Below are 22,148 nucleotides of genomic sequence, written 5' to 3'. Positions count from 1 at the left end.
TGGCTACTGCAGGTACTGAAACCGACCGACGTGGGTGACAGACTGCTGAAATCGATTGACCTTTATTGGGTGGGATCCGGGCGCCTTCACGGCCGTCTGATGCGGTGCGACGGCGCGCTGATGCGGCGCGGAAAGCTGCGCTGTCGGCATCTGAGGAGCAGCCGTCGGCGCGGTGGTCACAGCCTTGACCAGGTGGACCGACGTGTTCACCAGTTGAGGTAGAGGTGCACCCGCGGGCGCTGGCGGCAATGCCACGGGCACGGACGCTTTTGAATGCAGCTGCTCCGAATGCTTGAACCGGGCGTAGAGCGTGAGGACCTGGGTCACATAGGACTGGGTCTCGGGGTACGGCGGGATTTGATTCCCGTACTTCGCAACCGCGCCAGGACCCGCGTTGTATGCCGCGATCGTCAGCTTCCAGTCTCGGAAGCGGAAGTACATGTCCCGCACGTACTGAGCGCCGGCCATGGCGTTGGCACCAGGCACGGCGAGGTTGGATGGATGTACCCCCAACTGGGTGCCGGTGGCGGGCATGATCTGGAGCAAGCCGGTCGCGCCCTTTGGCGAGACTGCATTGGCTTTGAATCTGGACTCCACAGCTGCCATTGCCTTGATGAGCGAAGGATCCAATCCCTTGGCTCTGGCCGCGTTCTCCAGGTGTTCGTTGTACCGCCAGAAGTTCTCGATCATGGACTTGCACGCGGGGCGATCGACTTTGCCGGAAAGACAACGGTCAACGTAGGTCACATCTGCGGAGGCAGCTTGATGGACCAAAAAAGCAACGGGCAGCAAAGCCAGGCGGCGCACGGTAGTCAACATACTTGCAATTGCGTGATTGCAAAGATTGTATGATATGAGCGACGCTTGATCTATTAATCTGACTTGATTACACGACTCGGGCGCTTCGCATTCTTGAACTTCCCGTCCAGGTATGCGATAAGTTCATCCTTCGACATGCCTTTGCATTCTTCGAGTTCATCCGGCCTCAAGCGGCCGAGGGCTCGGAAGATGTCGGTGCCAAGCTGCAGCTCCTGCGAGGACGCACCCGAACGCTTTGATCGGAGCTGCCAGCGTCTCTCCCTCAGGTCGAGGTAGAGATTCATGAGGAACGAGGCGACGAGTCGAAGAACCGCGAGGACAATGACGAGTGCCAGTAGAAAAACCAGGAGAGCGCGTCCTAGCTGTCCTGGATCTTGAGTGAGGTCTGCCATGAACGCCAAAAGAATGCTTCTCCGGTTTTTGATCGGAAACGGAACCTATGACCGCCTGGTGCGTATGAACGTGATCCAGGATGCGGGCGTTGTGGGCCGGCGCGCTCGTGGCCAGAGGGCGTGCAACGACCTGGATGAGCTGTTTGATAAGCCGATCGCATATCGGCACGGGGATGAATACCAGTATCGCCACATCTCCAACGATGCTGTGCCTGATCATCAGCGCTTAGCAGTGCTGGGTGAAATGCCTCGACACAGTCCTGTGGACCTCAATCTCGGTTATCCCACCCAGATGTGAAGCTAGCCTTCGCTAGCCTCACTCAATAGCCAGCTTCGCTGGCTATTACTTTTTGGGCTTCGTGAATTGACGGATCGATTCGGCTGCTCCGTTGAACGCACCTTGAACCTGGCGAACGGCGCCGTCTGCCGCACGACCGGCAACGCCGCCTTTGTCAAAGACTTGGACCGCTTGCGGAGCATCTGGTACAGGAACCGGGTTGGAAAACTGCTGACTTGCTGTGCTCGCGGCTCGCATGGCCTGGGCACCTCGTTCTTGGGAAACCGCAGCATTGCCGCGATCCAGTAGTGACTGCATGCTCTGGTTGCCGCCAGTGGGCGCCCAATGGGTGCCTGCAGCAGCAGGTGAACGCCCGCCGCCGCCGCCCCTTGGCGCGGGATTGTTAGCCGCGCTGCCGCCCGGTTGGTTGGTGTTGACGTGCTGAGCCTTGAGGTCTGCCGCGGGCGCAACGGCGGCCGCCGAGCTCTCGAACGGCGTTTGGCCCGCCATCTTGTCCATCGCAGAATGCGCGCCATAGAGGCCCGCGTTCTGCGATGCCGCCTTCTGGACTGTCTCCCACTTTCCAGCGACAGAAGACTCATGACTCCCGCCGATCTTTGCAACCTCGGAAATGGCGGCTGAGGCCGCAGCGCGGTTGGCGGATCCATCCGCGCCTGTTTGGTATGCACCAAACAGTTTTTGCGTGAAAGAACTGGGATTGTTCTGCGACTCACGAAGCGACGCGCCCAGCTCTGGGCTGATGCTGGATGCGGCATTGATGGCCGCTCCCAACTCACCATGTGCCGCGCCATAGGCAACTGCGCGTTGTGCGTCAGCGCCACTGAGGCTTGTCCTGGCGTCCATCCCGAATGAGGAAGAAATCTGGTGAGTGAATGCTTCCTGCTTCTGCAGAGCCGTCATGTACTTGCTGGTGTCCGACGTAGACGAGGTAAGCGTGCGAATTGCACTGCTGATCGACGCACTGGAGTAGCCGGAAGTGTCAGCTGTCGTGACTGTGGTGCCCGTACTTCCGCCGTCTGAGTTCGAGCTGCCGCTCGATCCAGTGGTGGTTCGAGTTGCTGTGTTAGCTCTTCCTTCGCCCAAACTATTGCCCCCAGAGGCGCCCATGCTCCCCTTAGCGCCCAGAGGTCCTAGCTTGCCGCCGGCACCAATTTCCCCTCCAACCTGGGCACCAAGTTGTGCGTTCGCGGTCTTCGAATGGCCGTTCTGAGCTGCATCAACAACCTGATCGGCCTTCGAAAAATCATACGTTCTCGTAGTCCCGTCGTCGTGCCTGAGCGTGACCATTTTTCCGCTCATGCTTTGGAACTGGGATCCGGTGGCTTTGGCGAACGCATTGACCTCGGCTTCAGCGTGCTCTTTGGCAGCCGACACCTGCTGTGCCAGCTGCGTGGCTTGCTGCTGCTGCTCAGCCGAGCTGTATTTAAAGTCGATCGAGTTGTCCGCAGCAGCTGCTGCGCCCTGAGTCGCGGCGACAGCGTCCTCGCCTGCGGCGGCAATGCGCCCAGTTGTCTTAATGTCATTGGACGATCCGATGGCATCGGAACTGTCCAACTTGGGCGCCAGCCGGTCCTCGTTGAAGTTGTCAGGCATGTTCATGCGCTGTGCGACACCCACCAGGCCGTAGATTGATCCGCTGATGATGGCGAGCGTGATCATCGGCACCATCGAGAGCAGCGTGCTGGCCGACGCCAGCATGTTCGTGGTGGAGAAGATGAAGTCGTTGAGCCCACCCGGCAACAGTAGGGACGGGATCTTGAAGGCTCCACCGGATGTCAGTGCATCCGACTGCGCAGCAGCTGCGATGCGTTCGACCTGGTTGGTGTAGTTGTGCAGCATGTACGCGCTGATGGCACCCGCAGTGGGGAGCCAGCTGTTGATCCACGCTGCGAAAAGCAGGTACGCGCCCCAGATCTTGAGGCCGGCGACACCCATGATCACACCCACCATCAGGATGATCGGCGACAGGATGACGTAGATGTAGAGCAGGGCGTTCATGGCGTGCGACATGAAGGCGCTGAACACGCTGGCTTCCCCGGCCGCGTTCACGGCGCCCCGAGCAATCGCTTCGGAAGAGCTGTAGGTGGCTTGGTTGCACTCCGATGAATTTCGTGTGCCACAGGCGGCCATGACCCGCGAAAACACGGCGTTCGCCATGGTGTTGGCGGCCGTAACAGCTGTTTGGTTTTCGAACGCGCGGGCCATCTGGGCAGGGTTCCCGTTTGCGCCGGTCATGATGGTTTCGAGATCTTGCTCGGTTTTCGCTGTGCTCGTTGACGAGCTTGCTCCAGTCAACTCCAGCAACTGGCTCACGACCCCGTCCAGCTCTTTCTGAATCTGCTTGGCCCGCTCAGTGGCACCTTTGTTGATGCCCATTGCTTCGCCCATGCCACTGCTCGTGACAATGGATCTGGCCATCGGAGAAGACATCGTGGCAGCTTCGTTGACGACGAATGCCTGCATCTGAGCAAAGACCGTGCGCAGCGCGGTCGCGCAGGGCACATCAAAGTTCTTGTAGCCATCGGCCGTCTTGACCTTGATCCGTACACTGCCAGAGACGCCTGGTCCTTGGTCGAGCATGTTCAGCGCGCCGTTGAGACCACCTTCGTTCACCATGGCCATGCGTCCCTCAATGCCATCGCATGTGGAGATCGTGCGGATGTTCTGGAGGATGACTGGGGGAAGTGCGAGCTTCTGCACCCGCAGCATGGTCTTGAGCGGCGAGAAGTAGCCCTCCAGTCCTTTTTCCGCGAAGCCGCCGTCGTCGGCCGAGCCACCTGGCGTGGTTGACCAGGTGTCGTAGCGCATGGTCAGCTCCTTGAAAACGAAGGAGGTGATGCCGAGCGGGTAGGCGATGCCAACAGGTACGTTGTCAACCGCTTCGAAGGGCGTTGCGCCGCCGGCGCTGCCGCCGTTCACGTCGAAGTAGGAGGCGGTGTACACGGTGGTTCTTGGCATGAACAGGACCATGCCGAACACCAGGGTGAGGAACCAGGCAGAGAAGCCCATCTTCATGCGCCCGACCCCCATGGCGATGAAGAAGAACAGACTGACCATGGAGGCCAGCAGCAGCAGCTGGCCCATGAAGGAGTCCCCTATGGCACCGCCTCCATTGAAGAAGCTGGCCACAGCGTTGAAAGCTGAAGCCAACACCTTGTAGTCGCCCAAGGTGTAGATGGTGGTGAGGTGCGAGTCACCATGAATCGTGGTGGGTACTGGGCCAGCGGCGAGTGCCGATCCTGCACCGAGCGCAGCTGCTGCGCCGAGCAATAGGCGGTGTTTGTAGGCCATGAGGGTTGTCCTATAGGGCTAGATCAGGTCGGCTGGTCGTTGCGCTGAGCCAGGATGAAAGCGGACACCAGGTTGGCGATCCGCGCATCCAGGGCCGCGCCCGTGGCGCCGGCGGCACGCATCTCGTTCTGGCGCTCCAGAATTGCCCGCTCCTGGGCCTCCGACAAGGGCGCCATCTTTTTGTCTCCCACGCTACCGGGCCGGTGTGCCATCCGCATGGTGCGGACCAGCGCTTCAAGCTGCTGCGACGCAACGACATCGGCCAGCACGTCAGCGATCTTGTTCGCGGCGTCCATGCCGGTCACGGTGTCGGAGCCAGCGATGTTCCAGAGCGGCCGCAGGGCGCTGGGGACCACCGCCATCAGGCGTTGCTGCACGTCGTTGAGGGCTACGTCGCCCGTCTTGTTCTGCGTGCCGGTAATGGCCAGGATCGAGCCGCCTTTGATCTCATTGATGGTCAGACCATCGCCCGCTTGCTCGCCCGCGAGCTGGCGCACGATGCCGCGCTTGATGCCGTTGAAGGTGAACGACTTGGGCTCGATGTGCTGGCAGTCGTTCGAGCCGAAGCTGAGCAGCGAGCTCGCGCAGGCGTTGATCTTTTGCGCACCTTCGTCGCCCGAGCGACCGTTCTTCAGGTCGTTGTAGCTGAGAAGCGGCTGGTAGACCTTGTCCTCGCGCGGGTTCGATCCAGAGCCACCTTGATCGGTGGTGGGCGTCACTGCGAAGCCGAACAGGTTCATCATCAGCTCGATCGCGTTCTGCTGTCCGCCCAGCAGGGCCTCATCCAGGCCTTCGGCTGCGCCGCTGGTGGCCAGTGAGTTGACCAGACTGTTGCCGTAGGCGGTGGATTTGTCTTGTGCGGCACCACGGTTGGCGTTCGGACTGGTGAAGACGCGGGTCATGGCCTCGTAGATGTCGTTCACCGAGTTGGTAGTGACCGCTGCCTCCTGCTCGTACTTCTGTGCCTTCTCTTCATCGTTGAAGAGGTTCGCTGCGGCACCCAGGGCGATGGTCTTGCCGATCTGGCAGGTGTTCATTGCGCCGCTGTTGAGCTGACTCATGAGCGTCTGGAACTTCGAGACGTAGTTCGCGCAAGGCGGGCAGATCGCTTCGATCGCCATCTGCACGGCATACCCCCCAGCACTCGCGATGATCGAGCGCAGCACCCCGGACAAGGCCTCCGCAGACATCATGCTGAAGGATCCCAGGTACAAGTCGATGCCGGAGCAGCCAGCATGGAAACGCGGTGCATCGACGCTCAGCAGGTTGAAGTTGCGCACCGGCACGCGCACCTGCAGACCGCCGAGGTAGCCACCAATCGAGCCGCTAGGCCCCCCCATGGCCGGTCGGGTGTAGTTCCACATCGCATCCATCGAGTCCGTGGCCGACCAGACAGGTGCGGTGACGCAAGCTGCAGCAAGCGCCAATGGGGTGATGGCCTTGCGCAGGCGGCGGGATGTGTGTGACAGCGTTTTCATGGTGCGGGCCTTCCTTTGTTCAGCGTTTTGTGGCGGTGTCGTAGGTACCGTAGATGGCCGAATTCATGATCTCCACAAGCTGACGTGGGTCGCTTGTGTCGGCCTTCTGTGTTTGCAGCTTGGTGATGTCGGCGGGGGTGAGAATCCCGCGCTCCTGCATGCGGGCCACATCGACCAACTCGGGCGGTGCGATGTTCATGGAGATGGCCGCGGTGACGATCTTCTTTTCCAGGGCTGCGCGTGCGAGCGCGCCGTGCGCGACGATCGTCACGTTGCGCGGCGGACTGACCAGCAAAATCGCGGGTGTGATCTGCACACCGAGAGTCTTGGAGCGCTCACCGCGCGGATCCGGCCAGAAAGTGGTCATCCCTTTGAGCGGCTTGCCGTCAACCGAGATGTAGCGGATGGGCCAGTTGTATTCCTTGACCATGTCCTGCAGGGTGTCGTACTGCGTGTGGCAGAAGCTGCACGTCGAATCGAACACGAACCAGATGCCCGTCTTGGGCGCGATGGTCTTCAGGATCTCCTTGCGCGCAGCATCCACCTGGAACAGTGCCGACGCGCGTGCGGCCGCAGCGATTGGGAAGCGCGCCTCTTCGTTGAGCATCGGGTCAGCTGCCACAACGCGTTCGACGGCGTTGCCATAGTTCGTGGCCATGTCCAGCATCAACCGTTCGGCGTACTTGTAGGCGCGCACGTTCTCATCGCTGGGGTTGTTGATGGCGTTCTCGTGCAGGATGGGCAGCTTCTCCTTCAGCCATGACACGCTGAATGGGTTGGCCAGCTTGGCGGGCACGAGGATCGAAGAAGCCGCTGGTGCCGGGTTGGGCGCGAAGACCACGGACGTTGGCTGCGAAGCCACCTGCGCAGGCTTGGGCGGTGGCGGCGGGTTCTGGTCGCGGTAGAAGAACCAGCCTGTGTTGCGGTTCTTGTTCACGTACTGCGATTCGTTCGACAACACTTGCGCAATGGCGCCGGCGGCCGCGGCCAGGCAGAGCCCACCGGCCGCCAGTCGGGCGCCCAGACTGGGCCAGAACTTGGACGCGATCTTTGTGTGGGCCATGGTCAATTCGAAATGAGTTGGAGTGCCGTGACGCGCTCCACCAACCCACTCAGTCGAGCGGGTTGCGGACGGCGGAGGATGTTGGCCAGCACCGAGGGGTTACCGATCACGGTGAGGTGAGCACGGGCCCTTGAGTACGCTGTGAAAACGATGCCGCGGTGCACGAAGCTCGGCGAGCCGTTGATGCACAGGAAGACGACGCGCCTGTACTCACTGCCCTGCGCGGAGTGCACGGTCATGGCGTAGGCCAGATCCAAATTGGCCAGGTGCTCTGCTGGAAAAGGGACGCGGGTCCCGTCGTCGAGAGCGAGGACCAGGTGCTCAAGGCGCCCCGTGTCAGAGCGCGTGGCCACGCGTTCGATGCTGCCGGTGTCACCGTTGACAACCTGGCGAAACTTGTCCCCCTTCTCCTCGGGAATGCGGATCAAGATGTTCTTGCGGATGATGATCCGATCGCCTACACGAAGCGGCGCACCTGGCACCTTCAAGCCGTCTGGATTGAAGCGCTCGCGCAGCCGCTGATTGAGGTAAGTGGTGTTCCAACCCGGCGTGTCCGATTTGCCCTTGCGGCGAGCAACCAACAGGCACACGCTGGCCAGGCCGCCCTCCAGTCCTTCGGCTGCTTTGGCGTAGTAGGTAATGACCGCATCGACTGTTTGTTCGGTTGCCTCCGGCAGCTCCGGGATGAATCGAACGTCCTCGCGGTTGGCGGTGTCCGACTCGCCGACAGCGGCGCGGTTGACGACCTCCAGGATGCCGCCTTGGTTGCGATGCACCTTCGACAGGCGGTGATGGTCGAAGGGGAGGCTGAGGAGGTCGGCCAAGCAGTTGCCAGGACTCACAGACGGCAGCTGCTGCGTATCACCCAGCAGCACCAGGTGAGTGTCCATTGGCGTTGCTTGCAGCAACGCATCCAGCAGCAGCAGATCCAGCATCGAGGACTCGTCGATGACCAGCACCTTGAAGCCCAGCAGATTGTTCGCGTTGTGCTCGAACCCGTCCTCGTTGACTCCCAGCGTGGCGTGGATGGTGCGCGCCGTGGCGTTGATTCGCGCGATCCGCGCGCCCAGTACCTTGGCCGCTTTGCCCGTGGGCGCGGCGAACCCATAGTCGGTTGAGCGCGTATTGCGCGCGGCCAGCACCTGCACCACCACTTCCATGATCGCTGTCTTGCCGCAGCCTGGCCCGGCCGTCACCGTGTGCACGGTGCGTGTGCTGGACAGGATGGCCAGAACAGCTTGCTGCTGACTGGGGTCCAGGCTGAACCCCATGCCTTTTTCTGCGTCGCGGATCAGCCTTCCGAGCTCATCTCTGGACAAATCCAGCATGGGCGGGCAGACGCGCATGCGAGCTGCCAGGGACGCGGCAACTCTTTTCTCGGCGAGAAACAGCGGGGTAGGGTAGTAGCGCTGCTCGCCGGCGCTCGAAGTCTCCAAGTGAATGGGTTCGCCGGACGCCAAAGCCGCGGCCACGGCTTGGTCGACGGTTACACGGGGGTCGACCAGTGAAATAGCCTGTGCGAGCTCGCGCTTGCGCAGATAGGTGTTGCCCTCTCGCGCGCAGCCTTCGTCGAGCGCGTAAGTGGTCAGCGCTGCCAGGCGGTAGGCGCTGTCACTTGCGATCTTGAGGGTGCGTGCGATCGCATCCGCAGTGGGGAAGCCGTAGCCCTCGGTGTCCCGCACCGGCGCATAGGGATTGGCAGCGAAGTGGTCCCAGGCCTGCTGAATCGGGTCGAGCAGCGAGCCGTGCTCAGGCTGCGGAACCGACGTGTACCGTGTCGCCAAACTCTTGACGACACGGGGACTCATCCGTTCGATGCCAAGAAGATGCAGCGCGAAGAGGCGTTCGACCATCGCAGGAACATCGTTGACGGCCGTGAACTCCACAAGGAGCGAGGTGACCTCCGTGAAATCGATCTGATAGGGGTTGCGAATCAGCTGATCGCGCAGCGTGGCAAGGGTCTTGCGTTCTTGGTGCAGGGCCACCAGCTTGCGCGCATTCGCATCGCCCACGTTTTTGAAACACCTTATGAGCAGCTTGCGAATCTCAATCGGGTCACTCGGCACAAAGTTGAGTGCGGACTGCACGTCGAGCTGCGGTCCGTATGTGGCGTGGTTCTTCAGGACGCCAACGAATTCGTAGGTATGTCCTACGGTGAGGTCCGCGAGGGCGTTGCCGATCAACGACAGCTGTGCAGATCCGTCTATCGGCGCCACCGTGGCGCGCCCCCAACCTGAGGACAGCACGTTCAACGACAGCAATTCGGCCGCAACGGAGACGGCAGCGGCCGAGGCCTGCAGGCCTGGCAGCGTTGATTGGCGGTCTGGAGCGTTCTGCAACATTTATCTGCGGGCGTGAAGCGCTTTGCGCGCTCTAATGTTTGCAATTATCGTCTAGGTTTTGCAATTATAGGTTGCGCTCCATTCACGAGAACTGGGTTATTCCCCGCAAATCAGGTGTTCGCGCGCGCGAAATGGCGGTGGTGGTGTAAATCCTTCAAAAAGTGCTTGCCTTGTTAGTTTGGTGCTACTAAAGTCCCGATGACTTTGGTACGACTAAACACATGCTGACACCTCAACTCATCCTCTCCCTCGGGGCAACCCTCATCGTTGACTTGTTCGCCGGCGGCGGCGGCGCCAGCACGGGCATCGAGCAAGCGCTGGGCCGCCATGTCGACATCGCGATCAACCACGATGCGGACGCCATCGCCATGCACGAGGTCAACCACCCTCAAACGCGCCATCTGTGCACGGACGTTTGGGACGTGTGTCCCCTGGAGGCCACGGGCGGCCGCCCGGTAGGCCTGCTGCACGCTTCTCCGGACTGCACCGACCACAGTCAGGCGAAGGGGGGTCAGCCGCGCAAACAGGCCATTCGTTCCCTGGCATGGGTGGTGCATCGCTGGGCGGGAAAGACACGGCCCACGCTCATCAGCGTCGAGAACGTCCCGCGCCAGACCAGCTGGGCCAGGCTCGTCGCCAAGCGCGACAAGGCGACCGGCCGCGTCGTGACGCTGGATGAGATCGTTGATCCGGTGACGCGCCGACGCAGTTTTCGGGTGGCCGACCCTGGCGAATACGTCCCGCGCCACCGCCAATACCTGGTGCCCGATCCGCGTGACAGCGGCTCGCAGTGGCGCCGGTTCGTCAAAGGCCTGGAGGACATGGGCTACGTGGTCGAGTGGCGAACCATCTGCAACGCGGACCTGGGCGCGCACAGCACGCGCACCCGCCTGTATGTGCTGGCGCGCTGTGATGGCCAGCCGATCGTCTGGCCGGCGCCCACGCACGCTAAGAAGCCCACCAAGGGCCTTCAACGACACCGCCCTGCCTCCGATTGCATCGACTGGTCCGTGCCAGGCCGGAGCATTTTTGACCGCCCCAAGCCGTTGGCCGATGCGTCTTTGAGACGCATTGCCTACGGAATAGACAAATAAGTCTTGCGCAACCCCAACCCGTTTATCGTTCCCGCAACGCACCAATGCTCAAGCCACCGCACCCGTCCGGTCACCGAGCCGCTGGCCACCGTCACGGGCGCCAACCGGGGCGAACTGATGCTGGTCACCCCCGCGCTGATCCCGGTCACCCACTCTCGTGACACGGCATGGGACCCTCAGGAGCCGTTGCGAACCATCACCACGGCCAAAGGCGGTGAAGTGGCCGTCTCGGCCGCTACCCTGGTCCAGCTGGGCTATGGCGAGCGACATGGCCAGGCACCGCGGGCTCTGGACATCGACCGGCCGCTTGGAACTGTCGTCGCCGGCGGCCGCAAGCACGGCCTGGCCACCGCCTGCCTGGTTCAGGCCGGGCACGGCGAGGGAGCATCAGGCAAAGAGCGGCGCAGCTATGGCGCCAATGATGTGGCGGGCCCGATCGGGACCGTCACTGCCACGGGCAGCGGCGGCCACCGCGTCGCCACTGCCTTCATGGTGCAAGCCAATGGCGGCTTCAACGCCACGCCGGCGCGCGACCTCTTCGAGAGCATGTCCGTGGTCACCACGTCAGGCAGTCAGCAGCAGCTGATCGAAGCCCATCTGCAAGCCGTGGCCAACGATGAAAGTCCACAGTCGGCGATCGACTACGGCGACTTGAGCGAAGAGGATGAGCGCGATGCTTTGCGGTGCGCTGCATTCCTTATGCGCTATCACGGCAGCGGCGGTCAGTGGTCAGATCTCAACGATCCGGCCACAACCATCACCACCCGAGACCGACTGGCCCTGGTGACCGTGTGGCTGCGCGGCGAACCTTGGGTGATCGTCGACATCTGGCTGCGCATGCTGCTCCCGCGAGAGCTCTACAACGCCCAAGACTTCCCGGCGAGCTATGTCATCGACCGAACGTCAACCGGCCGGCTGCTGACAAAGACGGCCCAGATCCGCATGTGTGGCAACAGCGTTTCGCCAGTGCCGTTGCGCCAGATCATCGAAGCCAACTACAGCGACTATCAGCAGCGCGAACGCGTCGCTGCATGAGGGGGTTCCATGGGCGTCCGTAAAGGCCAAGGCTATGGGGTTCCAAAGCCTAAGCGACTCACCTGTCCAGAGTGCGGCAAGAAAGGGGTCAAGCAGTGGTATGTGACGCCACGCGGCATCTTTAGGGACTGCCAGTACTGCATGCACACCTGGGGCGAGCTGAGCTGGTCAATCGCGAAAACCAGCACGAAGCGCCAGTCGGCAAACGGTGCAAACTGATGCAGCTTTCCAGCAAGTGCCGGATGCGCATAGCCAGTCGATCATCATCAAGATGAAAACAGGAGATTGAGATGGATGCACTGAATGAGATTCGACAGATCTGCGAATCGAAGCCGGGCGATGCCTTGGCACGGATTTCCGCCATTGTGGATTCGGCGCGAGGCTACGGCATGAGCGGCGGAGATGCCTCTTTCATGGCTGTGATCACGTACATGTTGAACGACGGCAGGAGGCAGGAGCCGATGGAGTTTCTGCGGTGCTGGGCTCATGGGGACTTCGACCTCATTCGCCGAGAGTGGCCAGATGCACCCGCGGACTGCTTTTTGGCTGAGGTGGTTTCACACCCTCAATGAGGGTCGGCAACAGGATGGCCGGCAGGTACATAGCCGACGACGCGCTAGGATTGGCAAGCTATGACGACGCCGGACACTGACCGCCCCCCATTGAAGCAGCACGACCGTACCGGCCGCCCCTTCAAGGACGGCGATCGACCCGTGGTGAAGAAGTCCGTTTCTTTAACCACACCGCTGTACGAGGCCTTGCTAGAGCTGGGTGGTGGACGGCTGAGCGCCGGGATCGAATTGGCCTGTGCGTGGCTGCTGAATGAGCGCAAAGGGCACAAGCCGGAAAGAAAAATACCTGGCGCACGGAAGGGCTGACTCGGGCCCAGAGCCATGAAACAGATCACCATCCGCAAACTCGGCGCTCGCCTTCTCGGCGACTCTGAATCGACCATCTTGCAGTCGATGCGGCAACAGAATCGGCTGTGGAACAAGCTGGTTGAAATCGAGCGAGCCAACACAGAAGCCTATCGCCAGATCGTCGCGGGCAGCGATGCTGAATTGGCAGCTATCACCAAAGAGCACCAAACCGTCGAAGAGCAGCTGGAAGAAGTCCGAATCGCTCGAAACCGCGCCCGCGCAGCCAAGCGGACGAAGGCACTCGACAACGCCCCCGATTTCGCGGCCGCGATCAAGACACTGGCCGCCAGGCTCAAGGAATTGCGCGTGGGCATGAAGGCATGCCGCGCCCGCGCCAAAGAAGCAGCGGCGCCAGGCCTTCAACAACTTGAAGAAGGCCGGCGCGCGGCCGTGAAGGCGGCGGCGAAAGAGGCGGAACTTTGGTGGGCTCACTCTGAGCTTGTCCTAGCCGCTTACGACGTGGCCCGCGTGCGTGCGCTCAAGACCAACGGCACACTGCGCTTCAAACGCTTTGAAGGGGAAGGCCGGATTGGGGTGCGTTTCAACAATGGAATTCTGCTGTCGGCTCCCCCGCCTACCAGCATGCTCAAAGTTCGCGAACCGACCTTGGATGAGCTTGGTGGTCTGCAGGCAACGCGCAGCAAGAAGCGCATCGTGGCTGTGGACATGCGGGTGGGCAAGGCTGGTGAGGACAGGACAGCGCCGATCGCGACATTTTTGGTGACCATCCATGCCGGAGCCGAGCTACTGCTCAATACCCCGCTCAAGACGGTCGTCGTCAAGCGTGAGAACCACGCGGGGCGCGGGAAGTGGTTCATGCTCTTCATGTTTGTGGATGCCGATGCGGATCCTATCGACAAGCCTCTTCCCGCGCGCGCCGTTGGCGTGGACTTTGGGTTCCGAATGGTGCGATCCCCAGACGTGCACTCAGTCGGCGACGATGCCCGCAGCCAACTGCTGCGGGTGGCCACCGTCGTTGGTGGTGACGGCGCCAAGGAGCACATCACCCTACCCTCCGATCTAGTAGGCAAGTTTCATCACGCCGCAGAGCTTCGAGGCGAACTGGACCGTATTGCGAACGACTTTTGGCTGGCCCATGGCCCGCTCTTCACTGAGGATGTGCTGGGCGCGATGTCTAAGGACGAGTGGCTGCGGGTGCTCGTCCAGAAGGCCAAGCGAGCTCGGCAGCCCTACGCGAGCCTGATGCTCTCGATCGTTAGAGCACATGCTGAGCAGCCAGTGCTGGGCGAAGCCGTCAACAACGCAATGGCAGCGTGGGGACGCCGCGCCCGACGATTGACGGTGGCCACCTACGGCACGCGCCGCAGGGCCGTCGAGCGCCGCAATCACCTGTTCCGCAACGCGGCCGCCAGGCTGGTTGCCGAATGCGGTTTTCTTGCGCTAAAGAACACAGCGTTTGCCGAGTTGGCTCGCCTTGTGTCGGAAGACGGAAGCACTGAAAGCCCGCTTCACGCCGCGGCACGAGCGAACCGCGTCATCGCATCGCCTGCCCTGCTGCGCGCGGCCATCGTCCAGGCTGCGAAGCGCGAGCAACGCGAACTTGTGCTGGTGGATCCGAAAGACACGACACTGGAGTGTTCCCAATGCGGCCATCGGCAAGGTGGGCCGATCGCCGACCTGATGTTTGTGTGCTACTCATGCCATACCGTCCACGACCAAGACGAAAACTCCGCCCTCATTTGCCTGAAAAGAGCCCTAGAATCAAATGCTTAGAAAACTCCTGTTTTAGGTCCCTGTCGGTTGGGCGGTAAACCGAACCTTCAGCTCGCTGAGCCCCCGTTTCGATCGGTTTTAGGTCCCTGTCGGTTGGGCAATAAACCGAATCAAACCAGTTTTCAAGCTGATCTTGTTTTAGGACCCTGTCGGTTGGGCAATAAACCGAACGGGAGCATGGTTGCAAAGCCGAGCAAAACCTGTTTCAGACCCTGTCGGTTGGGCAATAAACCGAACGGGAGCTCTCATGGACGATGCGGGGCAGGGAACCAACATGCTCATCATGTATGCGCGCCGACCTTATGGCGTGTTTTCGTAGCCGAACTCGTCGACGTTCTTTTCTTTGTCTTTGCGCTTGCCAACGCGCGTCTTCACGGGCGTCGACACGAAGTCCTGCCACCGGCCGACCAGGTTCAAGCCAGGCGTTTTGACCTTGCGCTTGTGGTTGAGCTGCAGCGGACCCAGCTTGGCGCGGCACTCCTTCGAAAGGCCGACGATGGGCACGACGATGTCGTAGATCTTGTTGCCCTCGTACTGCAGGATGGCCTCGCCGATTGCCAGGCTGGTGAGCACGTCCGGCTCCACTAGCGGCACTTCTTCCTCGCGCTCGCTGATGCCGCCGGAGATGCCTTCTCCGCCCATTCGCTGCGGGCTGATCTGCACGTACTGACTCGAAGTCGAAGAGCTGGTGTTGGTGGTTTGGGTGCGTGCGACCCGGCGGGTCTTGCCGATGAGCTCGGAGGCCTTCTCAGCCGCCTGTGTGGTGCCGACCCGGAAGTACATCTTGGTGGTCGTGTTGCCGATCACCCGCTCCGCGAAATCGTCGCTGACGGCGGAGAACCCTGAGTCGGTCTGGATCGCGGGCAGCAGGAACACGCCGGCGGAGCGCGCCTGCTCGAACACGACGGCCCATGATTCGGTGACGTAGCTCGCCGCCTCGTCCAGGAACATCATGGATGGGATCGTCGGGCGGTCTTGCTTGTTGCGCTGCAGCCAGCTCAAGCTGGTGCGCACGTCGCCCATCAGGATCTTGCCGAAGTTGTTGGCCGCAACGTCTTTGCCCAGCGTCGGCAGCGCCACGTAGATGATCTGGTTGCCGCGAATGGCGTCGTAGATCTTGACCTCTGGATCGTAGTCGTTGAGCACGGTGCCGAAGCTGCCGTTCCCGAACGTGAACATCCGCCCTGCCAGGCCGCCCAGGACATCCTTCATCTTGGTCATGTTGATCTGACCAGCGAGAGGGTTGCGCGTGTCGTTCAGAGGCACGCGGTAGCGATCGAGGAAGAGGTTGAGGTTGCGAAGCTCGGCGCAGTCCGGCGCGGCCGCCTCCACCTTTTGAACCAGCTCCTCCATGCTGAGCGCATTGGTCATCAGCACGGCCAGGTCGCTGAAGTTGTAGGCCAGGCGCGCGCGCTTGAGCGCGCTCAGGAAAATGACCAGCGCTTCGTTGGAGGACTGTTTGTAGAAGTCCGAGCCGGCGGATCCTTCGGTGGACGGGATCATCGACAGGATGCGCGCTGCCACCTCGTCAGGGTCACCGTACAGGATCGGGTTGTAGGTGTTGCTGAACTCGGCCTGGCCGGGGTTGATGACCCAGAACTCGTGGCCGCGGCCGGCCCACTTCGCGAACTGGTAGAGCGATTCGATGTTGTCGATGTCGAGCTTGCCGTCGACGAACAGCACGCCGCCACCGCGCTGGATCTGCTGGAACATCATCTGCGAACCGGCGACGGTTTTACCCATACCCGACTGGCCCATGATCCACATGTGCCGAAACAGGTTAGGGTCGGGGATCATCACCGGCAGACCCTTGTCTGAGGTGTAGCCAATGAGCAGTCCGGGTGCGTCTGAGCCAGGTGCGATCGGTGGCTTTGACGACTCGACCGTGGCGCGGCTGTTCAGCAAGAAGTCCTTGTTCAGCAAGCGCGTGAACTGGCGCCCGATCACCGTGGCGCCCAGGCCGCTCAAGATGGCGGCCGGAAGGATGCCGGTGTACTGCACGATGGGAGGCGCGAGCGACAGCGCGCCAGTACCGAGAGCCAGCAGCGCGCCTGTTTCCATCGGGCCGCCGATCTTCATCTCGTACACCGATTTGAGCAGCCTCTTGCGATCCGGTGTGCGGTTCAAGTACCGCTCAATCACGCTCTTCTCGCTCATGCTGGACCCTTCACCGAGACGTTGAATTGCCGAAGAAGCTGGTCCAAACATGGGTGCCGCGGCTGGCCAACCTGCCCTGCTCGGTCAGCAGAAGGGGATTGGTCCCGGTCAACCAGAGGTCGCTGGAGGGAGAGCCGTCGCTCGATGGGCGTGTGCTGACCATGTAGCTGTCGGCGATGAGCGCATCGATCGCCTCTTTCATCCTCGCGGCCGAGGGCACGTCGCCGGAGGTGCGGTCGCAAATGTCGGCGGTCTTGGCCATCGCCTCGGTCAAGCTGATGCCTGGCTGGTACCAGATCTCGCCGGCGAGGATGCCTGCTTCGATGCCGCCCACCATGCAGGCCTTGGCCTCGATGAAGTCAGGAACCGGGCTGGCTTCAAACCCCATCACCGGCGGCTTGTACCAGCGCAACCAGAACTCGTACATGAAACGCAGGCGGATCACGTCGCCGCGCACCGTGGTGCCGCCGCCGATTACCTCGATGGCGTCTTGGAACGTCAGGCGGTCTTCGTCGGCCGCATCGTAGAAGAAGTGCATAGCCGCGTGGCGCGCATCGACATCATCGTGCTGCAGCAGGTTGTACGCGTGCCCGTAGACCAGCAGGAATGCGTCGCGCTCGGGACCCTCGTCGAACAGCTCATAGGCGCGCGGGCCCGCCTTCGGTGCCTTGGCGGTCGGCGCCCTCACCTCTCCCGCTTTTGGTTTTCCTCTTTTTTTAGCTGGTTGCTCAGTGACGGGAAGAGCAGATCTTTGGGCGTTAGCAAAGCGCGAAACAATATCAAGTGACTCATCAAGAGTGTCTTTATGCACCAGACCAGGGAAAAGACCAGCATCCTGGAGAACTCTTTCACTGCTGGCCCAAGGATCGTCCCAATCGTCGACCGCAACAGAGGGATTGCCAGCACCAGAAATATCGCCCCCACCACCAGAATCAATGCGAGTGTCCATTTTTCAGAGTCCATTGGTTTCTGCCGTTGTAATTGCAAACATTGTAGCGTTGCACGCTTTTTGGGCAAAAAAAGAGAGCCATCCGAAGATGGCTCCCTGTTGGTTCAGCTACTTGCCGGCGATGCGGTCTCGGGCGAGGTGGGCACTGGAATCCAGTTGGGCCGTCCGCCGTCTTCATCACAGCCGTTGCAGTGCATCGACTTGTCGTAACTGTGGCCGCACGATTCCCAGGCGTTGAGCTCGACGCTCCACGCGACAGGCCCATCGAAGACAACGTCGTCACTGCCGCAGCTGGCGCAAACGGGTTTTTCTCGAACGGTGGTCATGTCAGGCCTCCTCGGCTTCTTGCTCAAGCTCGATCTCGCGCCGGTACTCGCGTAGCGTGCGCCACTGGTCCGGCCTGGCCGTAAAACCCTGGATGAAGGCCTGGTAGCCCGCAGCTGCTTCGTAGGTCGGAAACCTGGCAATCGCCTCGCAAGGCTTGTCCTGCTCCTGGCGCTCCACGTCGAAGGTGTCTTTGCCCGACTTGATGTAAAGGATGGGCACACGGTAGTTTCTGCGGCGCCACAACTCATGGCCGGTCAGCGCGTGGACGATGCGCACGATGCAGTGATCCAGGATTGGGGCGCCGCCGGGTGCCGAGATCAGCACATCGTCATCTCGCAACGGCTCCAGCAGCAGCGGGACTCGGATGCTTCCAGTACTCCGCCCGACGTAGCCGCAGACATCGTTTTCTTCGCCCCAGTCCCTGCCGTTCTGATCGCCGTAGAACAGGCGGAGCACGGTGCCTTGGACCCTCGCTTGCTCCAGGATCTTGCGAACACGCAAAGGGGTATCCCGATGAAAGGTGGTCGCAGGTTTGATGGTGTTGTGCATGTGTGCACTCCTCTTGAAGGGCCATTGCTGGCCCGGTTGAACATGAGAGGAGATCGCACAAAAGGGAAAAGCCACCAATGCTTGCGCACTGGTGGCTTGGGGAATCAAGGCGTCAGGAACTGGCTGACGCTGCAGCGCTCCGGCTCGAAGACGTTCGGGTGGTACTCCAGCAGCTCCTGGACGGCGACTTCGAAGCTACCCTCGGCCGCCGGGGTGATCTCACACCGGGCCAGCGCCAGGCCCTTCTCAAACGCGGGCGGCCGCGGCACCAAGATCTGGCTAGTCACCCGAGAACCTACAAAATCATCCCTGAACGGGATCAACCAGCCGTCGCCGCTGACCGTGTGGAAGTGCATGATCCCGAGCTTTAACTGAAAGGTGCGAAGCCACACGGTTTTGACCAGCGGTGGGAGCGTAGGTTCAGGCATGGCTGTCTCAGCGTCCAACGGCGCGGTTGAAGGTCCGGGGCCGCCCAGCGCCAAGCTGAAAGGGGCCACGACCCACTCACGTCTGGCGGTTGATTCGGGGTCCTTCACAGCGAGCTTAGAACCCTTCAGGCGAAAGGTCACCGCGCGGTACCCCGTCGCGAGCAGTCGGTTGGCTTTTCTGAGGATGAAGTCCTTGGTTTCTTGATCTCCTTCGGGGTGTTCCGGCAAGCTCCAGGTCCCAAGCCCATTGAACGATCCCACTCCATGGTTCGTGACGACCCGATAGGTGCTGGTGCACACGTCGATGAGGCGAAAGTAGACGTAGTAGCGCTGTTTGGTGAAGGTATTGCCAGCACCTGCTTGGTCGGTAACGTAGAGGTAGATGGCGTCGATGATCCAGGAACGGTACATGGTCTGATCTCCAGTTGGGCGCGGTGGCGCCGGTTGAACATGAAGGGAGATGGCAGGACGCCGAAACCTTGCCTCAGGGCGAAAAAAAAACCGCCGGCGTGATGCAGGCGGTTTGGGGTTCGTGGACAGCTGGCCGTGCGCAGACTACGATCCGAGGATGGAAAGCAGAGCACGACCAGCGCTGACGGTCATTCGAGGTGGAAGGAACGACTTCTTGTCTTCAACAGAGCTGACGCGGCTTCTCGAAGAAGTCGATGTCACAGAAGCGTTGGAGTACTTCCGCAACCTCAAGCGGCAGCGTAGCCGACCGGCCAATTCTCCGCTAGCAGTGCTTCACGCAACGACGCCGGCAGACGATTGATCATGACCGGGTCGCTGACACAGGTGAGCGCGATTCGGACCACAGAGCACACTTGGCCAGGCGCGATCAACTCGCGCAGGTTGGCGAACTCCTGGTACTCCTGATCTGTTGCATTGCACAGCCAGCGTTCGAACATCGCGTGAAAGCGTGAGCGCTGATTCGGATTCAATTTGTCGAAAGCCATGGGATCACTCCATGTGGGTTGAACATCGCTGGAAATAGCGGCGTTGAGAAAGTGCGACTACCAGTCGTAGAGGTACAAGCCGTCGATCTCGTCACCTGCCGAGTCGAAACGAAGCCAGTTTTCACCTGGGTAGGCGGACTGGAACCACTCCACGATCGGATCCATCCATTCAGGCCATACGATGCTTTGTGGCTTTTCGGTCCCGATGAACACGAACCCGCCATGCTCATACTTGGCGACCATGTTCAACTTCGACAGCTCGTCGAAGTCTTCTGCGGACGGCGCATGCGCCGTGGAGATCACGGGCACCAACAGGTGAAATTTGACGCGCCGGGCGGTCTTGGGTTTTTTGGCCATAGCGGCTCCTTGGGAAGGACTTGCGTCCTGGTTGAACATCCCTGGAGATCGCGGCCATGAAAAAAGCCACCGCCTGCGGATGCAGGGGTGGCTTGGGGTTCGGGGGATCACAGCGGGCGCAGCTGGTCGATCGAACACAAGTGCAGGTTCTTTTCGCCAGGGTCATAGCTCAAGACGGCGCTCACTGCGGCGATGGAAGGGGTCAAGCCGCCGCCTGGATGCTCCACGATGCACCGCACCTGTGCGATGCCACGCTCATCCTTGTGGACATCAAACATGCGTTTCCGCACCATTTCCCTGAGCACGAGTTCGCGCTTGTAAGGAATCAGCCAACCATCACCTCGAACGAGCGAGTACCCACCGCACAAAATTTGATAGGAAGCGCGTGAGCGTAAGAATCGGTGCCACGAACCGTAAACACTCCTAGTTCGCCCGGCGACTTCGTCGGTACTGCCCTAACCGTTTCCGAAAGGCTGTAACAGTGAACCTCAACATGGAAGCTGCGCTCACCTCACTGCGCACGATGACGCAGGCCGCGATCGCGCTTATTCCGAGCATCGGCTTGGCTCTGTTCTCATTCGTACTGTTCTGGTTCGTGTCGCGCTGGGCGGCGCGCGGTGTCACGGCCCTGGTGCGGCGCACAAACCGGCCCGCCAATGTTGGCTTCGTGCTGTCACGCTTGACGCAGTGGGCACTACTGGCGCTGGGACTGTTCGTCTCCCTCATAATTGTCGTGCCTTCCCTCGATGCCGCAGCCCTGTTCGGCGCGCTTGGTATTGGCGGGGTCGCGATCGGTTTCGCGTTTAAGGACATCTTCCAGAACCTGATGGCTGGATTGCTGATCTTGATCACTCGCCCGTTCGTCATCGGCGACCAGATCGTCACCGGGGACCACGAGGGAACAATCGAGGACATACAGGTGCGCGCAACGCTGATGCGTACTTACGACAACCGCCTTGTCGTGATTCCCAACAGCGAGCTCTACACGAACCGTGTCATCGTCAACACGGCGCGGGACAAGCGACGCGCTAGCGTCGATGTGGGCATCGGCTATGGCGACGACGTGGCACTAGCCAAGCGTGCGGCACTTGACGCGCTGGACCGGTTGCCCTCGATTGAGCGCGATCCGGCGCCGTCTGCAGTCGTCACCGGCCTCGGGGACTTCTCCGTCAACCTCCAGGTCCGGTTCTGGGTCGGTCCCCCCACGCGCGGAGACGTAGTAGCAGCCAAGGACGAAGCATTTATCGCGATCAAGGATGATTTGGTCCGCGCAGGCGTCGACCTCCCTTTCCCGACGTACCAACTACTCTTCCCTAGCCAAGCCGAGCGCAGCGTAGGCGCCATGGAAACTCTGAAGGAAGGCTCGTCCGATTGAAGGAAGCCGCCGCCGTCCTGACACATCGGGTCTAGGCTGCGTCGTGATAAAGTCTGTCGCCAGCGGTCCCAAGATCCAGATGGACTTGGAATGCGAAAATTCGTGCTGGTTGCGCTGTCAGCTTGGTGGCCGCGGCCCCATCGATTTCGTCTGTTACGACTACCGGCTGATGGACGCCTGATCGCGATTGTCGCAAGGCTGGGCCCATCAGGGCAGCCGCTCACTCGGGGCCGAGTCCAGGTGTCGGCTTTAGCGGCGCCAGGCATCTCCGCACTCAGAGCAGACTCAGCGCAATGGCTCAGCCATGCGATGATTGTGCGATGTTCCGATGGCTCCTTTGGCTCCGGGACCAGCGTTCGCAACTGTGGTTCTCATCAGCCGTCGCTGGCGTCCTCGCGACAGCGTTGGCCATGGTCGCGACGCTGGCCAATCGCGTCGTTGACCCCGCGCTGGTGCCATCCGTATCCCCCGACGTTGTAGAGACATTGATCAATGTCATCGCGTCGAGCATGGTAATAGTCCGTCGAAGGCCGTTATTGACACCTGTCGGCCTTGGCGTTCAAGCATCGACGACGTGCCGAAGC

18 protein-coding genes and 1 pseudogene are annotated in these 22,148 nt (G+C 61.1%); 7 read left to right on the top strand and 12 right to left on the bottom strand.

Annotated elements, in window-relative coordinates; all coding sequences use genetic code 11:
* Nucleotides 1-3 precede the first annotated feature (3 nt).
* Nucleotides 4-819 (bottom strand): lytic transglycosylase domain-containing protein, encoded by an 816-nt coding sequence (locus FVQ98_RS16900; protein WP_147914631.1) that lies wholly within the window; start codon nucleotides 817-819, stop codon nucleotides 4-6.
* Between the two features lie 390 nt (nucleotides 820-1,209).
* Between FVQ98_RS16900 and FVQ98_RS16895 the strand changes: the two genes are divergently transcribed.
* Nucleotides 1,210-1,509, top strand: coding sequence for a hypothetical protein (locus FVQ98_RS16895; RefSeq protein ID WP_147914630.1), 300 nt, complete (start codon nucleotides 1,210-1,212; stop codon nucleotides 1,507-1,509).
* A gap of 45 nt (nucleotides 1,510-1,554) precedes the next feature.
* On the opposite strand, the gene FVQ98_RS16890 is transcribed toward FVQ98_RS16895, so the two are convergent.
* From FVQ98_RS16890 to FVQ98_RS16875, 4 genes are read right to left on the bottom strand one after another with little or no spacing between them, the layout of a single operon-like run.
* Nucleotides 1,555-4,800, bottom strand: coding sequence for a conjugal transfer protein TraG N-terminal domain-containing protein (locus FVQ98_RS16890; RefSeq protein WP_147914629.1), 3,246 nt, complete (start codon nucleotides 4,798-4,800; stop codon nucleotides 1,555-1,557).
* 23 nt (nucleotides 4,801-4,823) lie between these two features.
* Nucleotides 4,824-6,278 (bottom strand): conjugal transfer protein TraH, encoded by a 1,455-nt coding sequence (locus tag FVQ98_RS16885; protein ID WP_147914628.1) that lies wholly within the window; start codon nucleotides 6,276-6,278, stop codon nucleotides 4,824-4,826.
* 19 nt (nucleotides 6,279-6,297) lie between these two features.
* Nucleotides 6,298-7,341, bottom strand: a complete 1,044-nt coding sequence (gene traF, locus FVQ98_RS16880) for a conjugal transfer protein TraF (RefSeq protein WP_147914627.1) — start codon at nucleotides 7,339-7,341, stop codon at nucleotides 6,298-6,300.
* 2 nt (nucleotides 7,342-7,343) lie between these two features.
* The gene (locus tag FVQ98_RS16875) at nucleotides 7,344-9,683 is read right to left on the bottom strand and encodes an ATP-dependent DNA helicase (RefSeq protein WP_147914626.1); all 2,340 of its coding nucleotides are present in this window, start codon (nucleotides 9,681-9,683) and stop codon (nucleotides 7,344-7,346) included.
* 221 nt (nucleotides 9,684-9,904) lie between these two features.
* On the opposite strand from FVQ98_RS16875, the pseudogene FVQ98_RS16870 reads away from it, so the two are divergent.
* From FVQ98_RS16870 to FVQ98_RS16855, 4 genes and pseudogenes are all read left to right on the top strand, one after another.
* A pseudogene (locus FVQ98_RS16870) lies at nucleotides 9,905-11,812 on the top strand (DNA cytosine methyltransferase).
* A 290-nt stretch (nucleotides 11,813-12,102) separates the two neighbouring features.
* Nucleotides 12,103-12,384, top strand: a complete 282-nt coding sequence (locus FVQ98_RS16865; RefSeq protein WP_147914625.1) for a hypothetical protein — start codon at nucleotides 12,103-12,105, stop codon at nucleotides 12,382-12,384.
* Nucleotides 12,385-12,444: 60 nt separating this feature from the next.
* Entirely contained in the window at nucleotides 12,445-12,690 is a 246-nt protein-coding gene (locus FVQ98_RS16860) for a hypothetical protein (RefSeq protein WP_147914624.1), read from the top strand.
* Nucleotides 12,691-12,705: 15 nt separating this feature from the next.
* Complete coding sequence (locus tag FVQ98_RS16855) at nucleotides 12,706-14,466, top strand: zinc ribbon domain-containing protein (protein ID WP_147914623.1); 1,761 nt, start codon at nucleotides 12,706-12,708, stop codon at nucleotides 14,464-14,466.
* Between the two features lie 300 nt (nucleotides 14,467-14,766).
* On the opposite strand, the gene FVQ98_RS16850 is transcribed toward FVQ98_RS16855, so the two are convergent.
* The 7 genes from FVQ98_RS16850 to FVQ98_RS16820 all read right to left on the bottom strand — a co-directional run bounded on the left by FVQ98_RS16850 (nucleotide 14,767) and on the right by FVQ98_RS16820 (nucleotide 20,189).
* Nucleotides 14,767-16,623, bottom strand: coding sequence for a type IV secretory system conjugative DNA transfer family protein (locus tag FVQ98_RS16850; protein ID WP_187265773.1), 1,857 nt, complete (start codon nucleotides 16,621-16,623; stop codon nucleotides 14,767-14,769).
* A 10-nt stretch (nucleotides 16,624-16,633) separates the two neighbouring features.
* Nucleotides 16,634-17,572, bottom strand: coding sequence for a hypothetical protein (locus tag FVQ98_RS16845; RefSeq protein ID WP_147914621.1), 939 nt, complete (start codon nucleotides 17,570-17,572; stop codon nucleotides 16,634-16,636).
* A 104-nt stretch (nucleotides 17,573-17,676) separates the two neighbouring features.
* Nucleotides 17,677-17,898, bottom strand: a complete 222-nt coding sequence (locus FVQ98_RS16840; protein ID WP_147914620.1) for a hypothetical protein — start codon at nucleotides 17,896-17,898, stop codon at nucleotides 17,677-17,679.
* Between the two features lies 1 nt (nucleotide 17,899).
* Nucleotides 17,900-18,448, bottom strand: coding sequence for a hypothetical protein (locus FVQ98_RS16835; protein WP_147914619.1), 549 nt, complete (start codon nucleotides 18,446-18,448; stop codon nucleotides 17,900-17,902).
* 104 nt (nucleotides 18,449-18,552) lie between these two features.
* Nucleotides 18,553-19,287: a hypothetical protein gene (locus FVQ98_RS16830; protein WP_147914618.1), complete on the bottom strand. Its 735-nt coding sequence runs from the start codon at nucleotides 19,285-19,287 to the stop codon at nucleotides 18,553-18,555.
* A 287-nt stretch (nucleotides 19,288-19,574) separates the two neighbouring features.
* Complete coding sequence (locus FVQ98_RS16825) at nucleotides 19,575-19,832, bottom strand: hypothetical protein (protein ID WP_028603756.1); 258 nt, start codon at nucleotides 19,830-19,832, stop codon at nucleotides 19,575-19,577.
* Nucleotides 19,833-19,889: 57 nt separating this feature from the next.
* Complete coding sequence (locus FVQ98_RS16820; protein WP_147914617.1) at nucleotides 19,890-20,189, bottom strand: DUF5983 family protein; 300 nt, start codon at nucleotides 20,187-20,189, stop codon at nucleotides 19,890-19,892.
* Between the two features lie 56 nt (nucleotides 20,190-20,245).
* On the opposite strand from FVQ98_RS16820, the gene FVQ98_RS16815 reads away from it, so the two are divergent.
* Nucleotides 20,246-20,578, top strand: a complete 333-nt coding sequence (locus FVQ98_RS16815) for a hypothetical protein (RefSeq protein WP_147914616.1) — start codon at nucleotides 20,246-20,248, stop codon at nucleotides 20,576-20,578.
* A 92-nt stretch (nucleotides 20,579-20,670) separates the two neighbouring features.
* Nucleotides 20,671-21,564, top strand: coding sequence for a mechanosensitive ion channel family protein (locus FVQ98_RS16810; protein WP_187265772.1), 894 nt, complete (start codon nucleotides 20,671-20,673; stop codon nucleotides 21,562-21,564).
* Nucleotides 21,565-22,148: the final 584 nt, after the last annotated feature.

This window comes from Ottowia flava, assembly GCF_008017535.1.
Taxonomy (GTDB): Bacteria; Pseudomonadota; Gammaproteobacteria; order Burkholderiales; family Burkholderiaceae_C; genus Ottowia; species Ottowia flava.
The sequence above is the reverse complement of the archived record's forward strand: the minus strand, read 5'-3'. Positions and strand labels throughout refer to the sequence as shown.

Bases quoted from the DNA above. Each gene is read 5' to 3' on its own strand.
- FVQ98_RS16900 (WP_147914631.1), bottom strand. From the start codon at position 819: ATGTTGACTACCGTGCGCCGCCTGGCTTTGCTGCCCGTTGCTTTTTTG.
- FVQ98_RS16895 (WP_147914630.1), top strand. From the start codon at position 1,210: ATGAACGCCAAAAGAATGCTTCTCCGGTTTTTGATCGGAAACGGAACC.
- FVQ98_RS16890 (WP_147914629.1), bottom strand. From the start codon at position 4,800: ATGGCCTACAAACACCGCCTATTGCTCGGCGCAGCAGCTGCGCTCGGT.
- FVQ98_RS16885 (WP_147914628.1), bottom strand. From the start codon at position 6,278: ATGAAAACGCTGTCACACACATCCCGCCGCCTGCGCAAGGCCATCACC.
- traF (WP_147914627.1), bottom strand. From the start codon at position 7,341: ATGGCCCACACAAAGATCGCGTCCAAGTTCTGGCCCAGTCTGGGCGCC.
- FVQ98_RS16875 (WP_147914626.1), bottom strand. From the start codon at position 9,683: ATGTTGCAGAACGCTCCAGACCGCCAATCAACGCTGCCAGGCCTGCAG.
- FVQ98_RS16865 (WP_147914625.1), top strand. From the start codon at position 12,103: ATGGATGCACTGAATGAGATTCGACAGATCTGCGAATCGAAGCCGGGC.
- FVQ98_RS16860 (WP_147914624.1), top strand. From the start codon at position 12,445: ATGACGACGCCGGACACTGACCGCCCCCCATTGAAGCAGCACGACCGT.
- FVQ98_RS16855 (WP_147914623.1), top strand. From the start codon at position 12,706: ATGAAACAGATCACCATCCGCAAACTCGGCGCTCGCCTTCTCGGCGAC.
- FVQ98_RS16850 (WP_187265773.1), bottom strand. From the start codon at position 16,623: ATGAGCGAGAAGAGCGTGATTGAGCGGTACTTGAACCGCACACCGGAT.
- FVQ98_RS16845 (WP_147914621.1), bottom strand. From the start codon at position 17,572: ATGGACACTCGCATTGATTCTGGTGGTGGGGGCGATATTTCTGGTGCT.
- FVQ98_RS16840 (WP_147914620.1), bottom strand. From the start codon at position 17,898: ATGACCACCGTTCGAGAAAAACCCGTTTGCGCCAGCTGCGGCAGTGAC.
- FVQ98_RS16835 (WP_147914619.1), bottom strand. From the start codon at position 18,448: ATGCACAACACCATCAAACCTGCGACCACCTTTCATCGGGATACCCCT.
- FVQ98_RS16830 (WP_147914618.1), bottom strand. From the start codon at position 19,287: ATGTACCGTTCCTGGATCATCGACGCCATCTACCTCTACGTTACCGAC.
- FVQ98_RS16825 (WP_028603756.1), bottom strand. From the start codon at position 19,832: ATGGCTTTCGACAAATTGAATCCGAATCAGCGCTCACGCTTTCACGCG.
- FVQ98_RS16820 (WP_147914617.1), bottom strand. From the start codon at position 20,189: ATGGCCAAAAAACCCAAGACCGCCCGGCGCGTCAAATTTCACCTGTTG.
- FVQ98_RS16815 (WP_147914616.1), top strand. From the start codon at position 20,246: ATGAAAAAAGCCACCGCCTGCGGATGCAGGGGTGGCTTGGGGTTCGGG.